Origin of the sequence: Microbacterium foliorum, assembly GCF_003367705.1 — a bacterium.
GTDB lineage: Bacteria > Actinomycetota > Actinomycetes > Actinomycetales > Microbacteriaceae > Microbacterium > Microbacterium foliorum.
The window spans coordinates 1472907-1488509 of record NZ_CP031425.1; the positions used below are offsets into that span (position 1 = coordinate 1472907).

Genomic DNA, 15603 nt, shown 5'->3' on the forward strand with positions numbered 1-15603 from the left:
AGGTCTCATCGTGCGCAAGCGTCCACTCATCATCCTGTCCACCGTCGCTGCGGCGACCCTCCTCCTCGCCGGGTGCTCCGGTGGCGCGGATCCCGAGTCGACCGCGACGCCGGATGCCTCCGCTCAGAGCTCGTGCCTGGCGGATCTGAAGTCCGGCGCCGGATCCGACGCGGTGTCGGTCGAGGGATCCGGCGCGGACGCCAAGGTCACGGTGCCGGCCGATGCCGACCTGACCGAAGCTCAGCGTTCCGTGGTCGTCGAGGGCGATGGCGAGGACGTCAAGCCCGGCGACCTCATCTCGCTGCGCTATCAGCTCGTCGATGCCAAGACGAACGAGGTGCTCAGCACCTCTGAGCGCGGCCCCGACGGTGTGCTCTCCGCCCTGCTCGCACTGCAGAACCCGCAGCAGCAGATGGTCGATCCCACGCAGTCCACCGTCTTCACGGTCGCTGCGGAGTGCGTTCCGATCGGCTCCAGCGTGGTGCTGACACTTCCTCCCGGGCAGGAGGGGGCCAACCCCAGCGTGCTGTACATCGAGACCATCGAGGAGCTGCCGACCATCGCATCCGGGTCCGACGTCGACGCGACCGAGGGGATGCCGAAGGTCGAGCTCGACGACGCGGGCTCGCCGACCATCACGATCCCCGACACCGAGGCTCCGACCGAGACCGAGGTCGCCGATCTCAAGCAGGGCGATGGCGCCGTCGTCGCCTCCGGCGACCTCGTCACGGTGCAGTATCGCGGGGTGAAGTGGTCGGACGGCACAGAGTTCGACTCGAGCTGGAGCCGCGATGCGGCACCGGCGCAGTTCCAGACCACCAGTGTCGTTCCCGGGTTCAAGATGGCGCTCGAGGGCCAGAAGGTCGGCTCTCAGGTCGTCGTGACCATGCCGCCGAAGGATGGCTACGGCGAAGGCGAGATCAACGCGAACGACCTCAAGGGGGAGACCCTGGTGTTCGTCGTCGACATCCTCGCGACGACCCCCATCGAGCAGGCTCCGTAAGCACGGCGGGAGCCGAGGGCGTGCCATAGGCTGGCGGCATGCGTCGCATCATCGTCCTCGGCTCCACCGGTTCCATCGGCACCCAGGCGCTCGACGTCATCCGTGCCAACCCCCGCCGTTTCGAGCTCGTCGGCCTCGCAGCCGGCTCCAACGCCGAGATGCTGGCCGAGCAGGCGGCAGCCTTCCAGGTCGAGAGCACCGCGCTGGGCGCCGCCGAGGCCGAGCAGCTCGTGCGCGATGTCGAGGCCGACGTCGTGCTCAACGCGATCACGGGCTCCATCGGCCTCGGATCCACTCTCGCCGCGCTGAAGGCCGGGCGTACGCTGGCCCTGGCCAACAAGGAGTCGCTCATCGTCGGCGGGGAGCTCGTGCTCGCTGCAGCCGCGCCCGATCAGATCGTCCCTGTCGACTCGGAGCACTCCGCGATCGCCCAGGCCCTGCGCGGCGGGACGCACGCAGAGGTCCGGCGGCTGGTCGTCACGGCATCCGGCGGGCCCTTCCGCGGACGCTCGCGTGACGAGCTGCGCGAGGTCACCCCGCAACAGGCGCTCGCGCATCCGACGTGGGACATGGGCCGGATGGTGACCACGAACTCCGCGACGCTCGTGAACAAGGGGCTCGAGGTCATCGAGGCACATCTGCTCTTCGACGTCGCCTATGACGACATCGAGGTGGTCGTGCACCCGCAGTCGATCGTGCACTCGATGGTGGAGTTCATCGACGGCTCCACGATCGCCCAGGCATCGCCGCCGGACATGCGTCTGCCGATCTCGCTCGGTCTCGACTGGCCGAACCGCATCGGCGGCGTCGGACGTCCGCTCGACTGGACCAGTGCGACGTCCTGGACCTTCGAGCCGCTCGACGACGGAGCTTTCCCCGCGGTCGCTCTCGCCAAGGCGGTCGGTCGCGCCGGGGCCACCTTCCCCGCGGTCTACAACGCGGCCAACGAGCAGGCCGTCGACGCGTTCCACGAGGGGCGGCTGCCGTTCCTCGGCATCGTCGACACGATCTCGCGGGTCGTCGACGCGCACGAGCCCCCCGACACCCTGACGGTCGAGTCGCTCGCCGAGGCCGAGGCCTGGGCGCGCCGCACCGCCGACCAGCTGATCGCGAAGGGCTGATCCCGCCGACGGGTCCACCCGATCGGCGGCTCGACCCCACCTGGGCTCGCGCCGGCTCTCAGTCCTGGTCGGCGTAGGGAACGGGCCAGTGCGAGTCGGGGACGGGCCACCCGGCGGCGAGCAGCGCGCGACGCGCCAGCTCCCGTGCCGAGTACGGCGTCCGCACGCCACGGATGTCGCGGTAGTCCTGATGTCCGGGTCCTGCCCACAGGATGGAGTCGCCGTCACCGACCATGCCGACGGCGGCGATGATCGCCGCCTCCGGTGGCGAGTACTCGTGGATCTCCGCGTCCGGGCGGGCGGCGCGCGCACCGGCGACGAGGGTGGCGCGGATCGTGTCCGGGTCCTCGAAACGCGGATGGTGGTCGGTGATCACCAGGATGTCGCTGCCCTCGACCGCGGTACGCGCCATGTCGTAGCGCTTGCTGGCGTCTCGGTCGCCATCGGCGCCGAAAAGCATCAGCACCCGACCCGGAGTGACCCGGCGGACGGCCGCGAGCGTCTTCTCGAAGGCGTCGGGGGAGTGCCCGAAGTCCACGAACACGACGGGGCCCTCATCGCCCGAGACGAGTTGGGTGCGTCCGGGCAGGTGCGCGTCGATGAGTCCCCCGTCGAGCGCCTCGACGATGCGATCCCAGGAGTAGCCGCCCTCGAGGAGCATGACGATGGCGAGGGCGGCGTTCGCGGCCATGTGCGGTCCGATCACCGGGACGGTCGTCGTCAGCGCACCCGCGGGGCCGGTCAGCGTGAACGTCGTGCCGGAGGCGCGCTCGTCGTCGATCACGACCACCCAGTCCGCGGCGGCGGCGGCCTGCGGGTCTGCGGCGATCGTGGGGGTGCCGACCGTGACCACCGGGATCTCGGCGCGTTCCACCACGAGTGCGCCGTTGGGGGAGTCGAGGCACACCACACCCCGGATCGCCCTGTCGGGTCGGAACAGAGGCAGCTTCGCCTCGAAGTACTCGTCCATGTCGGCGTAGTCGTCGAGATGGTCGTGGCTGAGGTTGGTGAAGCCGGCGACGTCGAAGCGGATGCCGTCGACACGATGCCGCGAGAGTGCCTGGGCGCTGACCTCGACGGCCACCGCCTCGACCTCCCGCTCGCGCATGAGGGCGAGCAGGGCGTGCATCTCGGAGGCCTCGGGCGTCGTGAGCCGCGACACGATGACCTCGCCGGCGATGTGACGTTCGGCGGTGGAGGAGAGACCGGTTACGACGCCGAGCTGGTCGAGGATGCCTTCGAGCAGGTGCGACACGCTGGTCTTGCCATTCGTGCCGGTGGTCGCGAACAGCAGCGGCAGGGGGTCGCCCGCTCCGGTGCCGTAGACCCAGGCGCTCAGGGCGCCGAGCACGGCGCGGGGGTCGTCGACCACGAGGATCGGTAGTCCGGCGGGCGCGGCGATCTCGGCACCGGCATCGTCGGTGATGATGGCGACGGCCCCTTTGTCGGCGGCGGCCGCAGCGAACTCGGCCCCGTGGCGATTCACCCCCCGGATGGCGACGAACGCCTCGCCCGCACGCAGGTCGGCGGTCGCGAGGGTGATCCCTGACAGGGTGACACCGTTCACCTCGCCGCGCACCTCTCGGGCGAATCGGGAGGCGAGTTCGGACAGCTCACGCCGGGGCGGGTTCGCGGGGCGGAGCACGGGAGGCAGGCTCGGTTGTTGTTCAATCGACATGTCCTCTCCATGCTCTCACGGCGGCGGCGCGAACTCCGGGTGCGGCACGTCCACCCGCACACCGCGGTGCGGCGCATCGTGGCCTCGGAGACTCGTGGGGCTCATTCCTAGGCTCCGCGCACTAACGTGATCACGTGGATGTCCTGCTCTATCTGGGTGGCATCGTGTTCATGCTGATCGGCCTCGGCCTCTCGATCGGTCTGCACGAGGTCGGTCACCTCCTGCCTGCGAAGCTCTTCGGCGTGCGCGTCGGCCAGTACATGATCGGCTTCGGGCCCCGGCTGTGGTCGAAACGCATCGGGGAGACCGAGTACGGGTTCAAGCTGTTGCCGTTGGGCGGCTTCATCTCGATGTCGGGCATGTACCCGGCATCCACCGCCGCAGGCCCGGCCAAGGGGCTCTTCCGTGCGCTGGTGCAGGACGCACGGTCGGCGAACGACGAGACGATCGCCGCAGGCGCAGAGGACCGGGTGTTCTACCGACTGCCGGTGTGGAAGCGGGTGATCGTCATGCTCGGCGGTCCGCTGATGAACCTGATCCTCGCCGTCGTGATCTTCACGGTGCTGGTCTCAGGCATCGGCGTACAGCAGGGGACCACGACGATCGCCTCGGTGAACGAGTGCGTCCTCCCCGCCGGATCGACCGCGACCGAGTGCGCGGCCGATGACCCCGCGACGCCGGCCGCTGAGGCGGGCATCCGGCCGGGCGACGTCCTCGTGTCCGTGGGAGGGCAGAGCGTGTCGACCTTCGCCGAGGCGACGGCCATCGTGCAGGCGGCGCCCGGCAAGACCCTCGATCTCGTGGTCCGTCGCGACGGCGCGGAGAAGACGCTGAGCATCACCCCCGTCGAGGCCGAGCGCACGATCACGGACGCCAGTGGCCAGCCGGTTCTCGGAGACGACGGCGAGCCCGTCGTCAAGGATGTGGGGTACGTCGGCATGGGCGCCCAGATGGGCTTCGTGCAGCAGCCGTTCTCGGCAGGCCCGCAGATGGCGGGCGACACCGTCGCACGCGTGGGGTCGATGATCCTCACGCTGCCTGTGCGCATCTGGGATGTGGGAGTCTCTCTGGTCACAGGAGGCGAGCGGGATCCGAACGGACCGCTGAGCGTGGTCGGAGTCGGCCGCCTGGCCGGCGAGGTCGCCGCCACGGACGCCCCTGTGCTCAACCGCTTCTCGGTGCTGCTCAGTCTGCTGGGTTCCTTGAACGTGGCGCTGTTCGTGTTCAACCTGATCCCGCTGCTGCCGCTCGACGGAGGTCACGTCGTCGTGGCGCTGTGGGACGGCATTCGCCGTGCCTGGGCGAAGCTGTTCCGTCGCCCGCCGCCCGCGCCGGTCGACGCCACGCGCCTCGTGCCGCTCACGGTGGTCGTCGCGACGCTGCTCATCGCGATGGGGGCGGTTCTGCTGCTCGCCGACGTGTTCAACCCCGTGAAGCTCTTCGGCGGCTGATCGCGGCGGCTGATCGCGGCGGCTGAGCCCGGCGGCTGATCGCAGTCGGCTCAGCCCGGAGGCTGAGCCGACCGGGGAATCAGGACAGGGCGTGCGAGACGAGTCGCTCGAGCGTGCGGATCCCGTCGCGCGACAGGATCGATTCGAGGTGTCCCTGCACGGACGCGAAGTGCGGGCCTCGCAGCGCGTAGACATCGCCCGTCGCGGGGTCCGCTGACACGTCGGCGGACCCCGCCGACGTCGTTCCGGGTGTCACCCTGGCGGTGAACGTGTTGTAGAAGCCGATCGATGCATCCTCGCCGAACACCGGCACCGCCTTCTGGAGTCCCTGGTGCGGGGCGTCGAGGGGTACCAGGGCGAGGCCGAGGCCGTCGCTGAGGATCTGATGGCTCAGACAGACCGCGAGCAGCGGGGAGCCGGTGTCGACCCGACGCGAGACGACCTCGCGCATGCGGGCGATCCGCGGGCTGTCCAGGTCGCGCGGGTCGCCGGGACCGGGGCCGGCGACGACGAGGTCGGCGGCGGCGAGCTCGTCGTCCGTCACCTCGCTCCAGGGGCGATTCGTGACGTCGAGGCCGAGATGGCGCAGCTGGTGCGCCAGCATCGTGGTGAATCGGTCCTCGGCGTCCACGACGACGGCCGAGGTGCCGCGGAACGGACCGGAGAGGTCGTCGCCCTGCGGGTTGAGCCAGAAATCCGCGAGTCGGGCGTTGCGCGAGGCGAGCAGGGACTCGATCGTCGGGTCGGCGGCGAGGGAGCGCCGCGCGCCGGGGGCGTCGGCGTCCTCCCGAGCTTCTGCGGCACCGTCCCTGTCGATCGCGCCGATGGCACCGAGCACGCCGGCCGCCTTGCCGTGGGTCTCGGACACCTCGCCGTGCGGATCGGAGTGACGCACGAGGGTGGCGCCCACCGGCACGCTGAGCGCGCCGTCGTGCACGTAGACGGTGCGGATGAGGATCGGGGCGTCGAGATCGTGTCCGCCCTCGGGGTTGGGGGTGAACAGAGCGGCCACGCCGGAGTAGTACCCGCGCGGCTTGCGCTCATGACGACGGATGACCGCACAGGCGTTCTGCATGGGGGAGCCGGTCACGGTCGGCGCGAACATCGTCTCGCGGAGGATGTCGCGGGGATCCAGCGCGCTGCGGCCGCGGAGCATGTACTCGGTGTGCGTGAGCCGCGACATCTCCTTGAGGTGCGGGCCGGTGATCCTCCCACCGTCGGAGCACACCGCGCTCATCATCTTGAGCTCCTCGTCGACCACCATGAACAGCTCCTCGGTCTCCTTGGTGGAGGAGAGGAAGTCGACCAGAGTGTCCTTCGTGGCGCCGCCCGCCGGGTGACGGAACGTGCCCGAGATCGGGTTCATCGTCACGACGCCGCCCCGTGCCACGACGTGGGCCTCGGGGCTGGCGCCCACGGCGATATGGCCGGGGGTGACGACGGCGAACGTCCAGTACGCCCCACGCTCGTGGGTGAGCAGGGCACGGAACCAGGTCAGCGCGGCCGTGCGGTCGTCGACATCGATGTGGGCCGTGAAGTCCCTCCGGATCACGAAGTTCGCGCCCTCGCCCCGTCCGATCTCGTCGGCGATCACGGTCGTGACGATCTGCGCGTACTCCGCGTCGGGGATGTCGAAGCCGCCGTCTCGCAGCGGAACAGGGTCGCCGGGCAGAGCGGCCAGCAGCTCGGCGGTCGGGAGCTGCAGGTGCTCGTCGACGACGAGGCATCGCAGCGGTGCTCCGTCGTCCTGGGCCACGAATCCGCGCTCTCGCACCTGGCGGTACGGCACCATCGCGAAGATCTCGCGGGCAGCGCCGTCGATCGTGAGCGGGATGTCGGCGAGGAGATCGACATCCAGGACGTCGCCGGTCAGCAGCTCGACGGAGTCGGTGCCGTCGCGCGCGATGAGCACGAAAGATGCCGCGGGATCCGCGGTGAGCTCGGAAAGACGTGAGAGGGTCATCGATGTCTCCTGTGCGTGGCTCCGGCTCGGCTCAACGAAAAGACCGCCCCGGAGGCGGTCTGGATTCGTGGGAACGCGAACACACCGCCTAGGAGGCGGGCCACCAGGTGAGGTTCGCGAGCATGGCCTGAAAACTATCACACCGCCGACCGCGGCCCCGTTCGCGTGACCGAGGTCCCGAGTGGCCTTCTTCCAGCCTGCGCGCATCAGGGCGGCGTAGGCTGGGGGTGTGCCAGCAGTCAATCTCGGGATGCCGAAGATCCCCGAAGTCCTCGCCCCGCGTCGCAAGTCCCGCCAGATCAAGGTGGGCAAGGTCCTGGTCGGCGGCGACGCTCCCGTGAGCGTGCAGTCGATGACCACCACGAAGACCACCGACATCAACGGGACGCTTCAGCAGATCGCGGAGCTCACCGCATCCGGCTGCGAGATCGTCCGCGTGGCCGTGCCTCACCAGGACGACGCCGACGCGCTGAAGATCATCGCGATGAAGAGCCAGATCCCGGTGATCGCTGACATCCACTTCCAGCCCCGCTACATCTACACGGCGATCGACGCCGGATGCGGCGCGGTGCGCGTGAACCCCGGCAACATCCGCGAGTTCGACGGCAACGTCGGCAAGATCGCCGAGGCGGCCAAGGCCGCGGGCGTCTCCCTGCGCATCGGCGTGAACGCCGGATCGCTCGACCGTCGCATCCTCACCAAGTACGGCAAGGCGACGGCCGAGGCCCTCGTCGAGAGCGCCGTCTGGGAGGCCTCGCTGTTCGAGGAGCACGACTTCCACGACTTCAAGATCTCGGTCAAGCACAACGACCCGATCGTCATGGTCAAGGCGTACCGTCTGCTCGCCGAGCGGGGAGACTGGCCGCTGCACCTCGGCGTCACCGAGGCGGGGCCCGCGTTCCAGGGCACGATCAAGAGCGCCACGGCGTTCGGCATCCTGCTCGGGGAGGGCATCGGCGACACCATCCGCGTGTCCCTCTCGGCGCCTCCGGCCGAAGAGGTCAAGGTCGGCCACCAGATCCTGCAGTCGCTGAACCTGCGAGAGCGCAAGCTCGAGATCGTCTCGTGCCCCTCCTGCGGGCGCGCGCAGGTCGACGTCTACACGCTCGCCGAGAACGTGACCGAGGGGCTCAAGGACATGACCGTCCCGCTGCGCGTCGCGGTCATGGGCTGTGTCGTGAACGGGCCGGGCGAGGCGCGCGAGGCCGATCTCGGTGTCGCCTCGGGCAACGGCAAGGGGCAGATCTTCGTCAAGGGCGAGGTCATCAAGACCGTGCCTGAGGCCGACATCGTCGCCACCCTGATCGAAGAGGCCAACCGGATCGCCGCCGAGATGGGACCTGAGGCTCCTCTCGGCACCGCGCAGGTCGTCACGGTCTGACGGCCGGGCACGCCCCGACGCACCCACGATCGCGCAAGTCGTCTCGACCCCGCCGCCGGGACTCGTTCTCAACCCGATTCGAGCGCACGACCCTTCTTGCGAGGGGCGGCGCTCGTCATGAACCTCTCAAGGAGTCTCATGTCCTCGTCAACCATCGTGTCCTTCGCGGGCGGAGATGTCTCGGGGTCGAGCATCGTCACCAGTGTCGAGTCGACATCCGCGGGTGTCGTCGTCGTGGTGGAGGCGACACCGTTCCACCCGGTCGATCACACGTGGCCGGATCAGCCCGGCGACAGCGGCGAGATCACGCTCGACGGTTCTGTCGTCCGCGTGTCCGAGGCTGTGATGGCCGCCGTCTCCGACGAGGGGCAGTTCGCCGTCGGCTCCGACATCCCCGTCAAGCGCGGCGGTGAAGGGTGGACGTGGCTCGTCGGCCATCCCATCGAGGGCGACGCCCCTTCCTGGCTGGTCGAGGGCGCACGCGTGGAGCTGTCGGTCGATTCGTCCCGACGGGCCGGGCTGAGTCGGGGACACACCGCCTGCCACCTGGCGTCCTTGGCGCTCGATCGTGCGCTCGCGGACCTGTGGCGCAAGGATCCGGGGGAGGATGCTCTCGGCGCCCCGAACTTCGAGGCCAAGGCCAATCAGTCCAGCCGCATCCATGCGGACGGCGCCGTCGACGAGTACCGCCTGGGCAAGAGCCTGCGCAGGGCGGGGTTCGACACCGAGACGTTCGCCGCGACTCTCGCGGACCGTGAGGCGTCGATCAACGCCCAGCTGGCCGCGTGGGTCGAGTCCGGCGCGTCGAGCCGGGTGACGACGGAAGGTCCGACGATCGTGGACCGACGCAGCTGGCAGTGCGAGCTTCCCGAGGGCACGGCAGAGATCCTGTGCGGTGGCACGCACGTGGGGTCTCTCGCCGAGTTCGTCTCGATCTCCGTGACTCTCGACCTCACCGATCCGCAGCTGCTGGTCATGACGACGCGGGCTGTGCCTGCGTCGTGAGCCGTGCTCAGCGCACGAAGCCGCTCTGCACGCGGCCGCCGGCACGATCGAGCTCGTCGCCGACACGGTCGGCGAACGTCGTGTAGTCGCGGTCGAGCAGCGGGATGCTCAGCCGGTCGGCACGCTCGCGACTGAGTGTACGGAGGCGCCGGGGGAGCCATTTGCCCGTCGCGATCCAGCGTCCCTCGCTGAGCAGCATCAGCTCCGCGATCCTCTCGAACAGGATGGCGGCCTCGACCTGCTGCTCGAGCGGGTCGGCGGCGTCTCTGAGGTCGTCGAGCACGTCGGTGATGACGTAGCGACGGAAGGCGGACTCCTGCGGACTGAGCGACGGGCCCGCGTCGAGGGCGGTTTGCCAGCGATCTCGGAGCGGGGCCAGGCGGCCGTCGTCTCGGAACGGGGTGCCTTCGACGAGCATGTGCACGATCACCGGTCTGTGCTGTGCCACACCTCGGTCTGCCCACTCCTCGAAACCCGCGGGTGTATACGCGAAGACCTCGATGATCTCGCCCTCGAACTCATGAGTCGAGGCCTCGCTCGTCTGGTCCTCGGTCTCGAAGAGCGCATCGCCGAGGAGCAGCAGATCGATGTCGCTCGTCGGGGTGCGCTCGCCGCGTGCCGTGCTTCCCGCCACGATGGCGATGTCCGTTCCGGGGTAGCGGGCAGCGACGAATCGTTCAGCGACAGCGAGGTGGTCCACGCCGCAAGCGTAACGCCGTGCCCTGCGCGTTCCGGCGCCGAGGCAGCGGCGAGCGAGTCAGACGGCGAACTCGACCTCACCCCGGGTGATGTCGGCGCGCACCACTCGAAGCTGCACGGTGCTTCCTGGCACGGCGCCCTCCGGGAGCGGCGCCGAGGCGGTGACGGCGGGGGCGGCGATCTGGACCGTCGCCCGCTCGCCTCGGACCTCGATCACTGTCGCACCGACCGTGGAGCCGACCAGGGGAGTCATCAGTGCGGCCTCGACGCAGTTGATCGTCGCGGAATCGAGCCTGGACGCCCGTTGACCGGACTCCTGCATCAGTGCGGGGAGATCGGCGAGGGACTCGCGAACCCAGCCCGGCACCTCACGTCCCTCGGACACGGCGAGGCAGATCGCGAGCGACCAGCGGTCGACGAGACGACGCAGAGGTGCCGTGGCGTGCGCGTACGGAGCGGCGATGGCAGCCTGCTCCGTCTCTGGCGGCACCGGGCCGTCGAAAGTCACGTACCCCGCTCCGCGGAACAGCGACGCCGCCGCCTCGAGGATCGGGAGGGTCATGGGGTCTGCGCGATCCAGCTCGCGCAGGTAGTCGCCGTACCTCCCGGTCGTCCAGGGTCGGCCGAGGGCCTCGGTCTGATGACGGAATGCGGCGAAGGACCTCTCATCGGGCTGCGGCATGGTGCGCAGGATGCCGATGCCGGCGTCGATCATCAGTGACGCGGCGGCCATGCCGGTCATGAGGGAGAGCTGCGCATTCCATTCCTCGACGGGAAGGGGATGCCGACGTTCGATCGAGTAGGTTCCGTCGACGCCGCGAACGACCTCTTCGTCCGGAAGATTCAGGCTCGCTCCGCCGCGGAGCTTCTCCTGGGCGATCCGCAGGGCGCCGATCTCCGGCAGCAGCGCGGCCGGCCCGTCTTCGCCCCGGTCGAGCGCCGCCTGCGTGCTGGCGTAGTCGAGCTGCGCGCGCGAGCGGATCAGGGCTCGCTCGAGGCGGAAGTCCTCCACGACTCCCGCAGAATCGAGAGCGAAGGTCCAGACGAGCGCGGGGCGGTCCACATCCGCCAGCAGTGACGCGCGATCCTCGCTCAGCACCTTCGGATGCAGCGGGATCGTGCCGTCGGCCGCGTACAACGTCTGCCCGCGACGGCGTGCTTCCTCGTCAACCGTGCCGCCAGGGGTCACGAATCCGGGCACGTCGGCGATCGCGTAGCGGACGGTGTATCCGGAACCCCGCCGCTCGAGGTGGAAGGCCTGATCGAGGTCACGGGACCCGCGGGGATCGAGTGTGGCGAACGCGATGTCGCGCAGGTCGAGTCCGGGAGCGGCGGCCTCCGACGCCGCTGCCTCGGCGAGCACCGCAGCCGGGAAGTCGGCGGGCGCTTCCAGGGATTCCTTGAGCGCGGCGAGTGCCGCGGCGAGTTCCGTCTGTGCGGCGGACGGAGCAACGTGGGATCGGCGCTGAGGCATGCCCCACACTATGTCGCGCGCTGCGGCGTCGCGGCGCGACGCGGAGTGCGGAAGAAAGAGATGTCGTAGAAGGAGGTTTCGAGGTGAGGCGACGCTGTGGACAGGCGACGCTGTGGACAGGCGACGCTGTGGACAGGCGACGCTGTGAACAGACGGCGCTGCGGCCAGGCGACGCTGTGGCCAGGCGGCGCTGTGGCCAGGCGGCGCTGTGGACCCGCACATCCTCGGGGGGCGTGCCTCGGCGGACTCGTCAGAAGGGCGGTGACATGTCGTCTTCCGTGGTCGTGGTGTTCTGCGTCGGGGGTTTATCGACATAGGTCTGTCCCGTCGGACTGGTCCAGGCGAAGACGCCGTCGCCGAGATGGTCGACATGCCAGGGGTGCGATGTGTGAGGGAATTAAGGCGTCGGCAGAGATCGCCGAGGTTGTCGGTCTCGGTGGTCCCCCCTGTCGCGTGGTCACGCGTGTGGTCGACGTCACACGCTCGAGCGGAGTGCCCGCAGGTCGGAGAACGGCATCGCTGGTCTCGCGCCGTGAGGTGTCGGAACACGGTACTGGATCGCTGCGGAGCGACCTATGAGCGCACCTGCTCGGCATCCGGAACCTGTGATTCGCGTGTCCGTCCGGCCCCGACCGGAATGCTGGGCGTTAGCGTGGGGGCATGACCACTGCTGCGAAAGCCCAGACCCTGATCGGACTCTACGAAGCACCGGAGATCCTCCGCGTCGTGAATGTGTGGGACGTCGTCTCCGCCCGCGCCGTCGCTGCACTCCCCGAGACGAAGGCCATCGCCACCGCAGGGCACGGCATCGCCGCATCATTCGGTTTCGAAGACGGCACCATCACCCGCGACATCATGATCGACATGGTCGGTCGCATCGCGGCGGCCGTCCCGGTGCCCGTGACCGCCGATCTCGACGACGGATACGGCGACGCCGGCGAGACGACCCGCCTCGCGATCGCCGCAGGTGTGGTGGGTGCCAACATCGAGGACCGCCTCAAGCCCTTCGACGAGTCCGTCGCCGCCGTCGAAGCCATCGTCAAGGCCGCCGAGGCCGAGGGGGTGCCGTTCGCTCTCAACGCCCGCACGGACGCATTCGTGCGCGCGGGCCACCGCCCGGTCGCCGAGAGCGTCGCCGATGCGATCCAGCGCGGCCGCGCGTTCCTCGACGCGGGTGCCACCGCGGTGTTCGTCCCGGGGATGCTCGACGCGGCCGTCACCCGCCAGCTCGTGGAGGGTCTCGGGGAGGGGAAGCTCAGCGTCATCGGTCTCCCCGGCACCCTCGCGGCCTCCGAGTACGAGAAGCTCGGCGTCGCCCGCATCTCGTACGGGCCGCTTCCGCAGCGTGTCGCGCTCACCGCGACGCAGGAGCTGGCGGCGAGCCTGTACGCCGGCGGCGTGATCCCCAACGGTCTGCCCGCGCTCAACTGATCCACCGCGAAGGCGAGTGGCCACGGTCAGTAGACTTGCCCCGTGGTCACTCGTCTTTCGAACTTCTTCCTCCGTACGCTCCGTGAAGACCCTGCAGGTGCAGAGGTCGCGAGCCACAAGCTGCTGATCCGCGCCGGATACATCCGACCGCAGGCAGCCGGCATCTTCGCCTGGCTGCCGCTCGGCCTGCGCGTCAAGGCGAAGATCGAGACCGTCGTCCGCGAGGAGATGGCCGCGGCCGGTGCCCAGGAGGTGCACTTCCCCGCACTGATGCCGCGTGAGTCCTACGAGGCGACCGGGCGCTGGGAGGAGTACGGCGACCTCCTGTTCCGACTGCAGGACCGCAAGGGCGGCGACTACCTGCTGGCGCCGACGCACGAGGAGGCCTTCACGCTGCTGGTGAAGGATCTCTACTCGTCATACAAGGATCTGCCCCTGACGATCTACCAGATCCAGGACAAGTACCGCGACGAGGCCCGTCCCCGTGCCGGCCTGCTGCGCGGCCGTGAGTTCACGATGAAGGACGCCTACTCCTTCGATGCCTCCGACGAGGGCCTCGACGTGAGCTATCAGGCCCAGCGCGACGCGTACGAGCGCATCTTCCAGCGCCTCGGACTCGAATACGTCATCGTCCAGGCGGATGCGGGAGCGATGGGCGGCTCGCGCAGCGAGGAGTTCCTGCACCCGACGCCCGTCGGCGAAGACACCTTCGTGCGCAGCGCGGGCGGCTATGCCGCGAATGTCGAGGCGTTCACCACGGCGGTGCCCGATGCGGTGGCCTTCGACGCGGATGCATCGCCCGTGATCTTCGACTCGCCCGGCACTCCGACGATCGAGACGCTGGTGGCACACGTCAATGCGAACCTCGACGGCGAATACACCGCCGCCCACACGCTCAAGAACGTCGTTCTCGCGCTCACGCACCTCGACGGCTCCCGTGAGCTGGTCGTGGTCGGCCTGCCCGGTGACCGCGAGGTCGACCAGAAGCGCGCTGAGGTCGCGTTCGCGCCGGCCGAGGTCGACACCGCGACGGCCGACGATTTCGAGAACAACCCGCTGCTGGTCAAGGGATACATCGGGCCCTGGTCGGCCACCGGTGCGGTGCTGGGCGAGGAATCGGCCACCGGCATCCGCTACCTGGTCGATCCGCGCGTGAGCGAGGGCACCTCGTGGATCACCGGTGCGAACATCGACCAGAAGCACGCCCATTCCGTCGTCGCGGGTCGGGACTTCTTCGCCGACGGGATCGTCGAGATCGCGAACGTCCGCGCGGGCGACCCCGCGCCCGACGGCTCGGGTCCGGTGGAGCTCGCGCGCGGCATGGAGATCGGCCACGTCTTCCAGCTGGGGCGCAAGTACGCCGAGGCGCTCGGTCTCAAGGTCCTGAACGAGAACGGCAAGCTGGTCACCGTCACCATGGGCTCGTACGGGATCGGTGTGACCCGCATCCTCGCCATCATCGCCGAGCTGAACAACGACGAGAAAGGCCTCATCTGGCCCGCATCCGTCTCTCCGTTCGACGTGCAGGTCGTGGCCGCGGGCCGCGATCAGGTCGCGTTCGACGTGGCGGCGGACCTCTCCGCACAGCTCGAGTCCGCGGGTCTCGATGTGCTCTACGACGATCGCCCCAAGGTGTCTCCGGGAGTGAAGTTCGGCGACGCCGAGCTCGTCGGCGTGCCGAAGATCGTGATCGTCGGCCGCGGGGCCGCCGACGGTCAGGTCGAACTGTGGGATCGCAGCACGGGCGACCGGGATGCCGTGTCGATCGTCGAGGCCGTGGAGCGGCTCACGCAGCGCTGATCTTCCATGCAGAACGCCGCGCGTCCCTCGGGCCGCGCGGCGTTCTGCGTCGAGGGAGCGCTCAGCAGACGATGCGCCCGTGGTTCATGGTGTCGTCGTCCGGGGTGTCTCGCGTGACCAGAGACTTGAGCATCCCTGCGGCCAACGCGATTTTGCCCTTCGACGGCTCCCAGAACTCCGTCACCGTGGGGGTCACCTTCAGCAGCGCGATCCCCGGGGTGTCCAGCCCGTCCTCGAACCAGATGTCGAGCGAGGGGGAGTAGAGCTCCTCCATCTTCGCCCGGTCGTGGACGACCGATGCGTTGCCCGCGACCGACACGTAGCGCATGCCGCCGGCGTCGCAGTATGAGAGCCCGACCTGGCGGTGCTCCTTCACCTCTTCGACCTTCTCGGTGTCCTCCGCCGTGAAGAACCAGATGTCGCCGGCCTCGTCCATCTGCCGGGTCGACATCGGGCGACTGACCAGATTGCCGTCGTCGTCGATCGTCGTCAGCATCGTGAAGTCGATGTCCTCCACGAGCTCGGTGACTCGTGCCAGTGCCTCAGGTCCGGTGATCTCTGTCATGTGGACAATGCTGGTGCACCGCCGGCGGACGC

The 15603-nt window shown here is 69.2% G+C and carries 12 protein-coding genes; 7 read left to right on the plus strand and 5 right to left on the minus strand.

What is annotated here, in order from left to right; all coding sequences use genetic code 11:
* Positions 1 to 10 precede the first annotated feature (10 nt).
* Together DXT68_RS06710 and dxr are read left to right on the plus strand one after the other, a co-directional pair.
* Positions 11 to 1003, plus strand: a complete 993-nt coding sequence (locus DXT68_RS06710; RefSeq protein ID WP_045255667.1) for an FKBP-type peptidyl-prolyl cis-trans isomerase — start codon at positions 11 to 13, stop codon at positions 1001 to 1003.
* A 38-nt stretch (positions 1004 to 1041) separates the two neighbouring features.
* Positions 1042 to 2124: a 1-deoxy-D-xylulose-5-phosphate reductoisomerase gene (gene dxr / locus DXT68_RS06715; RefSeq protein ID WP_045255367.1), complete on the plus strand. Its 1083-nt coding sequence runs from the start codon at positions 1042 to 1044 to the stop codon at positions 2122 to 2124.
* A gap of 58 nt (positions 2125 to 2182) precedes the next feature.
* Here dxr and DXT68_RS06720 read toward each other — a convergent pair whose 3' ends face one another.
* On the minus strand, positions 2183 to 3802 hold the full coding sequence (locus DXT68_RS06720) for a Mur ligase family protein (RefSeq protein WP_045255366.1): 1620 nt from the start codon (positions 3800 to 3802) through the stop codon (positions 2183 to 2185).
* A 134-nt stretch (positions 3803 to 3936) separates the two neighbouring features.
* Between DXT68_RS06720 and DXT68_RS06725 the strand changes: the two genes are divergently transcribed.
* Positions 3937 to 5253 carry a M50 family metallopeptidase gene (locus tag DXT68_RS06725; RefSeq protein WP_045255365.1) on the plus strand — a complete coding sequence of 439 codons (1317 nt, stop codon included), beginning with the start codon at positions 3937 to 3939 and terminating at the stop codon, positions 5251 to 5253.
* Positions 5254 to 5332: 79 nt separating this feature from the next.
* Here DXT68_RS06725 and DXT68_RS06730 read toward each other — a convergent pair whose 3' ends face one another.
* Positions 5333 to 7216, minus strand: coding sequence for an anthranilate synthase family protein (locus tag DXT68_RS06730; protein WP_045255364.1), 1884 nt, complete (start codon positions 7214 to 7216; stop codon positions 5333 to 5335).
* A gap of 229 nt (positions 7217 to 7445) precedes the next feature.
* Here DXT68_RS06730 and ispG point away from each other — a divergent pair, with 229 nt between their 5' ends.
* Positions 7446 to 8597 carry a flavodoxin-dependent (E)-4-hydroxy-3-methylbut-2-enyl-diphosphate synthase gene (gene ispG / locus DXT68_RS06735; protein WP_174233197.1) on the plus strand — a complete coding sequence of 384 codons (1152 nt, stop codon included), beginning with the start codon at positions 7446 to 7448 and terminating at the stop codon, positions 8595 to 8597.
* A gap of 138 nt (positions 8598 to 8735) precedes the next feature.
* Complete coding sequence (locus tag DXT68_RS06740) at positions 8736 to 9602, plus strand: alanyl-tRNA editing protein (protein ID WP_045255363.1); 867 nt, start codon at positions 8736 to 8738, stop codon at positions 9600 to 9602.
* Positions 9603 to 9609: 7 nt separating this feature from the next.
* On the opposite strand, the gene DXT68_RS06745 is transcribed toward DXT68_RS06740, so the two are convergent.
* Both DXT68_RS06745 and DXT68_RS06750 read right to left on the minus strand, forming a co-directional pair.
* The gene (locus DXT68_RS06745; RefSeq protein ID WP_045255362.1) at positions 9610 to 10302 is read right to left on the minus strand and encodes a nucleotidyltransferase domain-containing protein; all 693 of its coding nucleotides are present in this window, start codon (positions 10300 to 10302) and stop codon (positions 9610 to 9612) included.
* Between the two features lie 57 nt (positions 10303 to 10359).
* The gene (locus DXT68_RS06750) at positions 10360 to 11775 is read right to left on the minus strand and encodes an RNB domain-containing ribonuclease (RefSeq protein ID WP_045255361.1); all 1416 of its coding nucleotides are present in this window, start codon (positions 11773 to 11775) and stop codon (positions 10360 to 10362) included.
* Between the two features lie 660 nt (positions 11776 to 12435).
* On the opposite strand from DXT68_RS06750, the gene DXT68_RS06755 reads away from it, so the two are divergent.
* Positions 12436 to 13206 (plus strand): isocitrate lyase/PEP mutase family protein, encoded by a 771-nt coding sequence (locus DXT68_RS06755; protein WP_045255360.1) that lies wholly within the window; start codon positions 12436 to 12438, stop codon positions 13204 to 13206.
* A gap of 42 nt (positions 13207 to 13248) precedes the next feature.
* Positions 13249 to 15006, plus strand: coding sequence for a proline--tRNA ligase (locus tag DXT68_RS06760; RefSeq protein ID WP_045255359.1), 1758 nt, complete (start codon positions 13249 to 13251; stop codon positions 15004 to 15006).
* A gap of 61 nt (positions 15007 to 15067) precedes the next feature.
* Here DXT68_RS06760 and DXT68_RS06765 read toward each other — a convergent pair whose 3' ends face one another.
* On the minus strand, positions 15068 to 15571 hold the full coding sequence (locus DXT68_RS06765) for a pyridoxamine 5'-phosphate oxidase family protein (protein ID WP_045255358.1): 504 nt from the start codon (positions 15569 to 15571) through the stop codon (positions 15068 to 15070).
* Between the last annotated feature and the right edge of the window lie 32 nt (positions 15572 to 15603).

Coding starts and splice junctions, on each gene's coding strand:
- dxr (WP_045255367.1), top strand. CDS start 1,042: ATGCGTCGCATCATCGTCCTCGGCTCCACCGGTTCCATCGGCACCCAG.
- DXT68_RS06720 (WP_045255366.1), bottom strand. CDS start 3,802: ATGTCGATTGAACAACAACCGAGCCTGCCTCCCGTGCTCCGCCCCGCG.
- DXT68_RS06730 (WP_045255364.1), bottom strand. CDS start 7,216: ATGACCCTCTCACGTCTTTCCGAGCTCACCGCGGATCCCGCGGCATCT.
- DXT68_RS06740 (WP_045255363.1), top strand. CDS start 8,736: ATGTCCTCGTCAACCATCGTGTCCTTCGCGGGCGGAGATGTCTCGGGG.
- DXT68_RS06750 (WP_045255361.1), bottom strand. CDS start 11,775: ATGCCTCAGCGCCGATCCCACGTTGCTCCGTCCGCCGCACAGACGGAA.
- DXT68_RS06755 (WP_045255360.1), top strand. CDS start 12,436: ATGACCACTGCTGCGAAAGCCCAGACCCTGATCGGACTCTACGAAGCA.
- DXT68_RS06765 (WP_045255358.1), bottom strand. CDS start 15,571: ATGACAGAGATCACCGGACCTGAGGCACTGGCACGAGTCACCGAGCTC.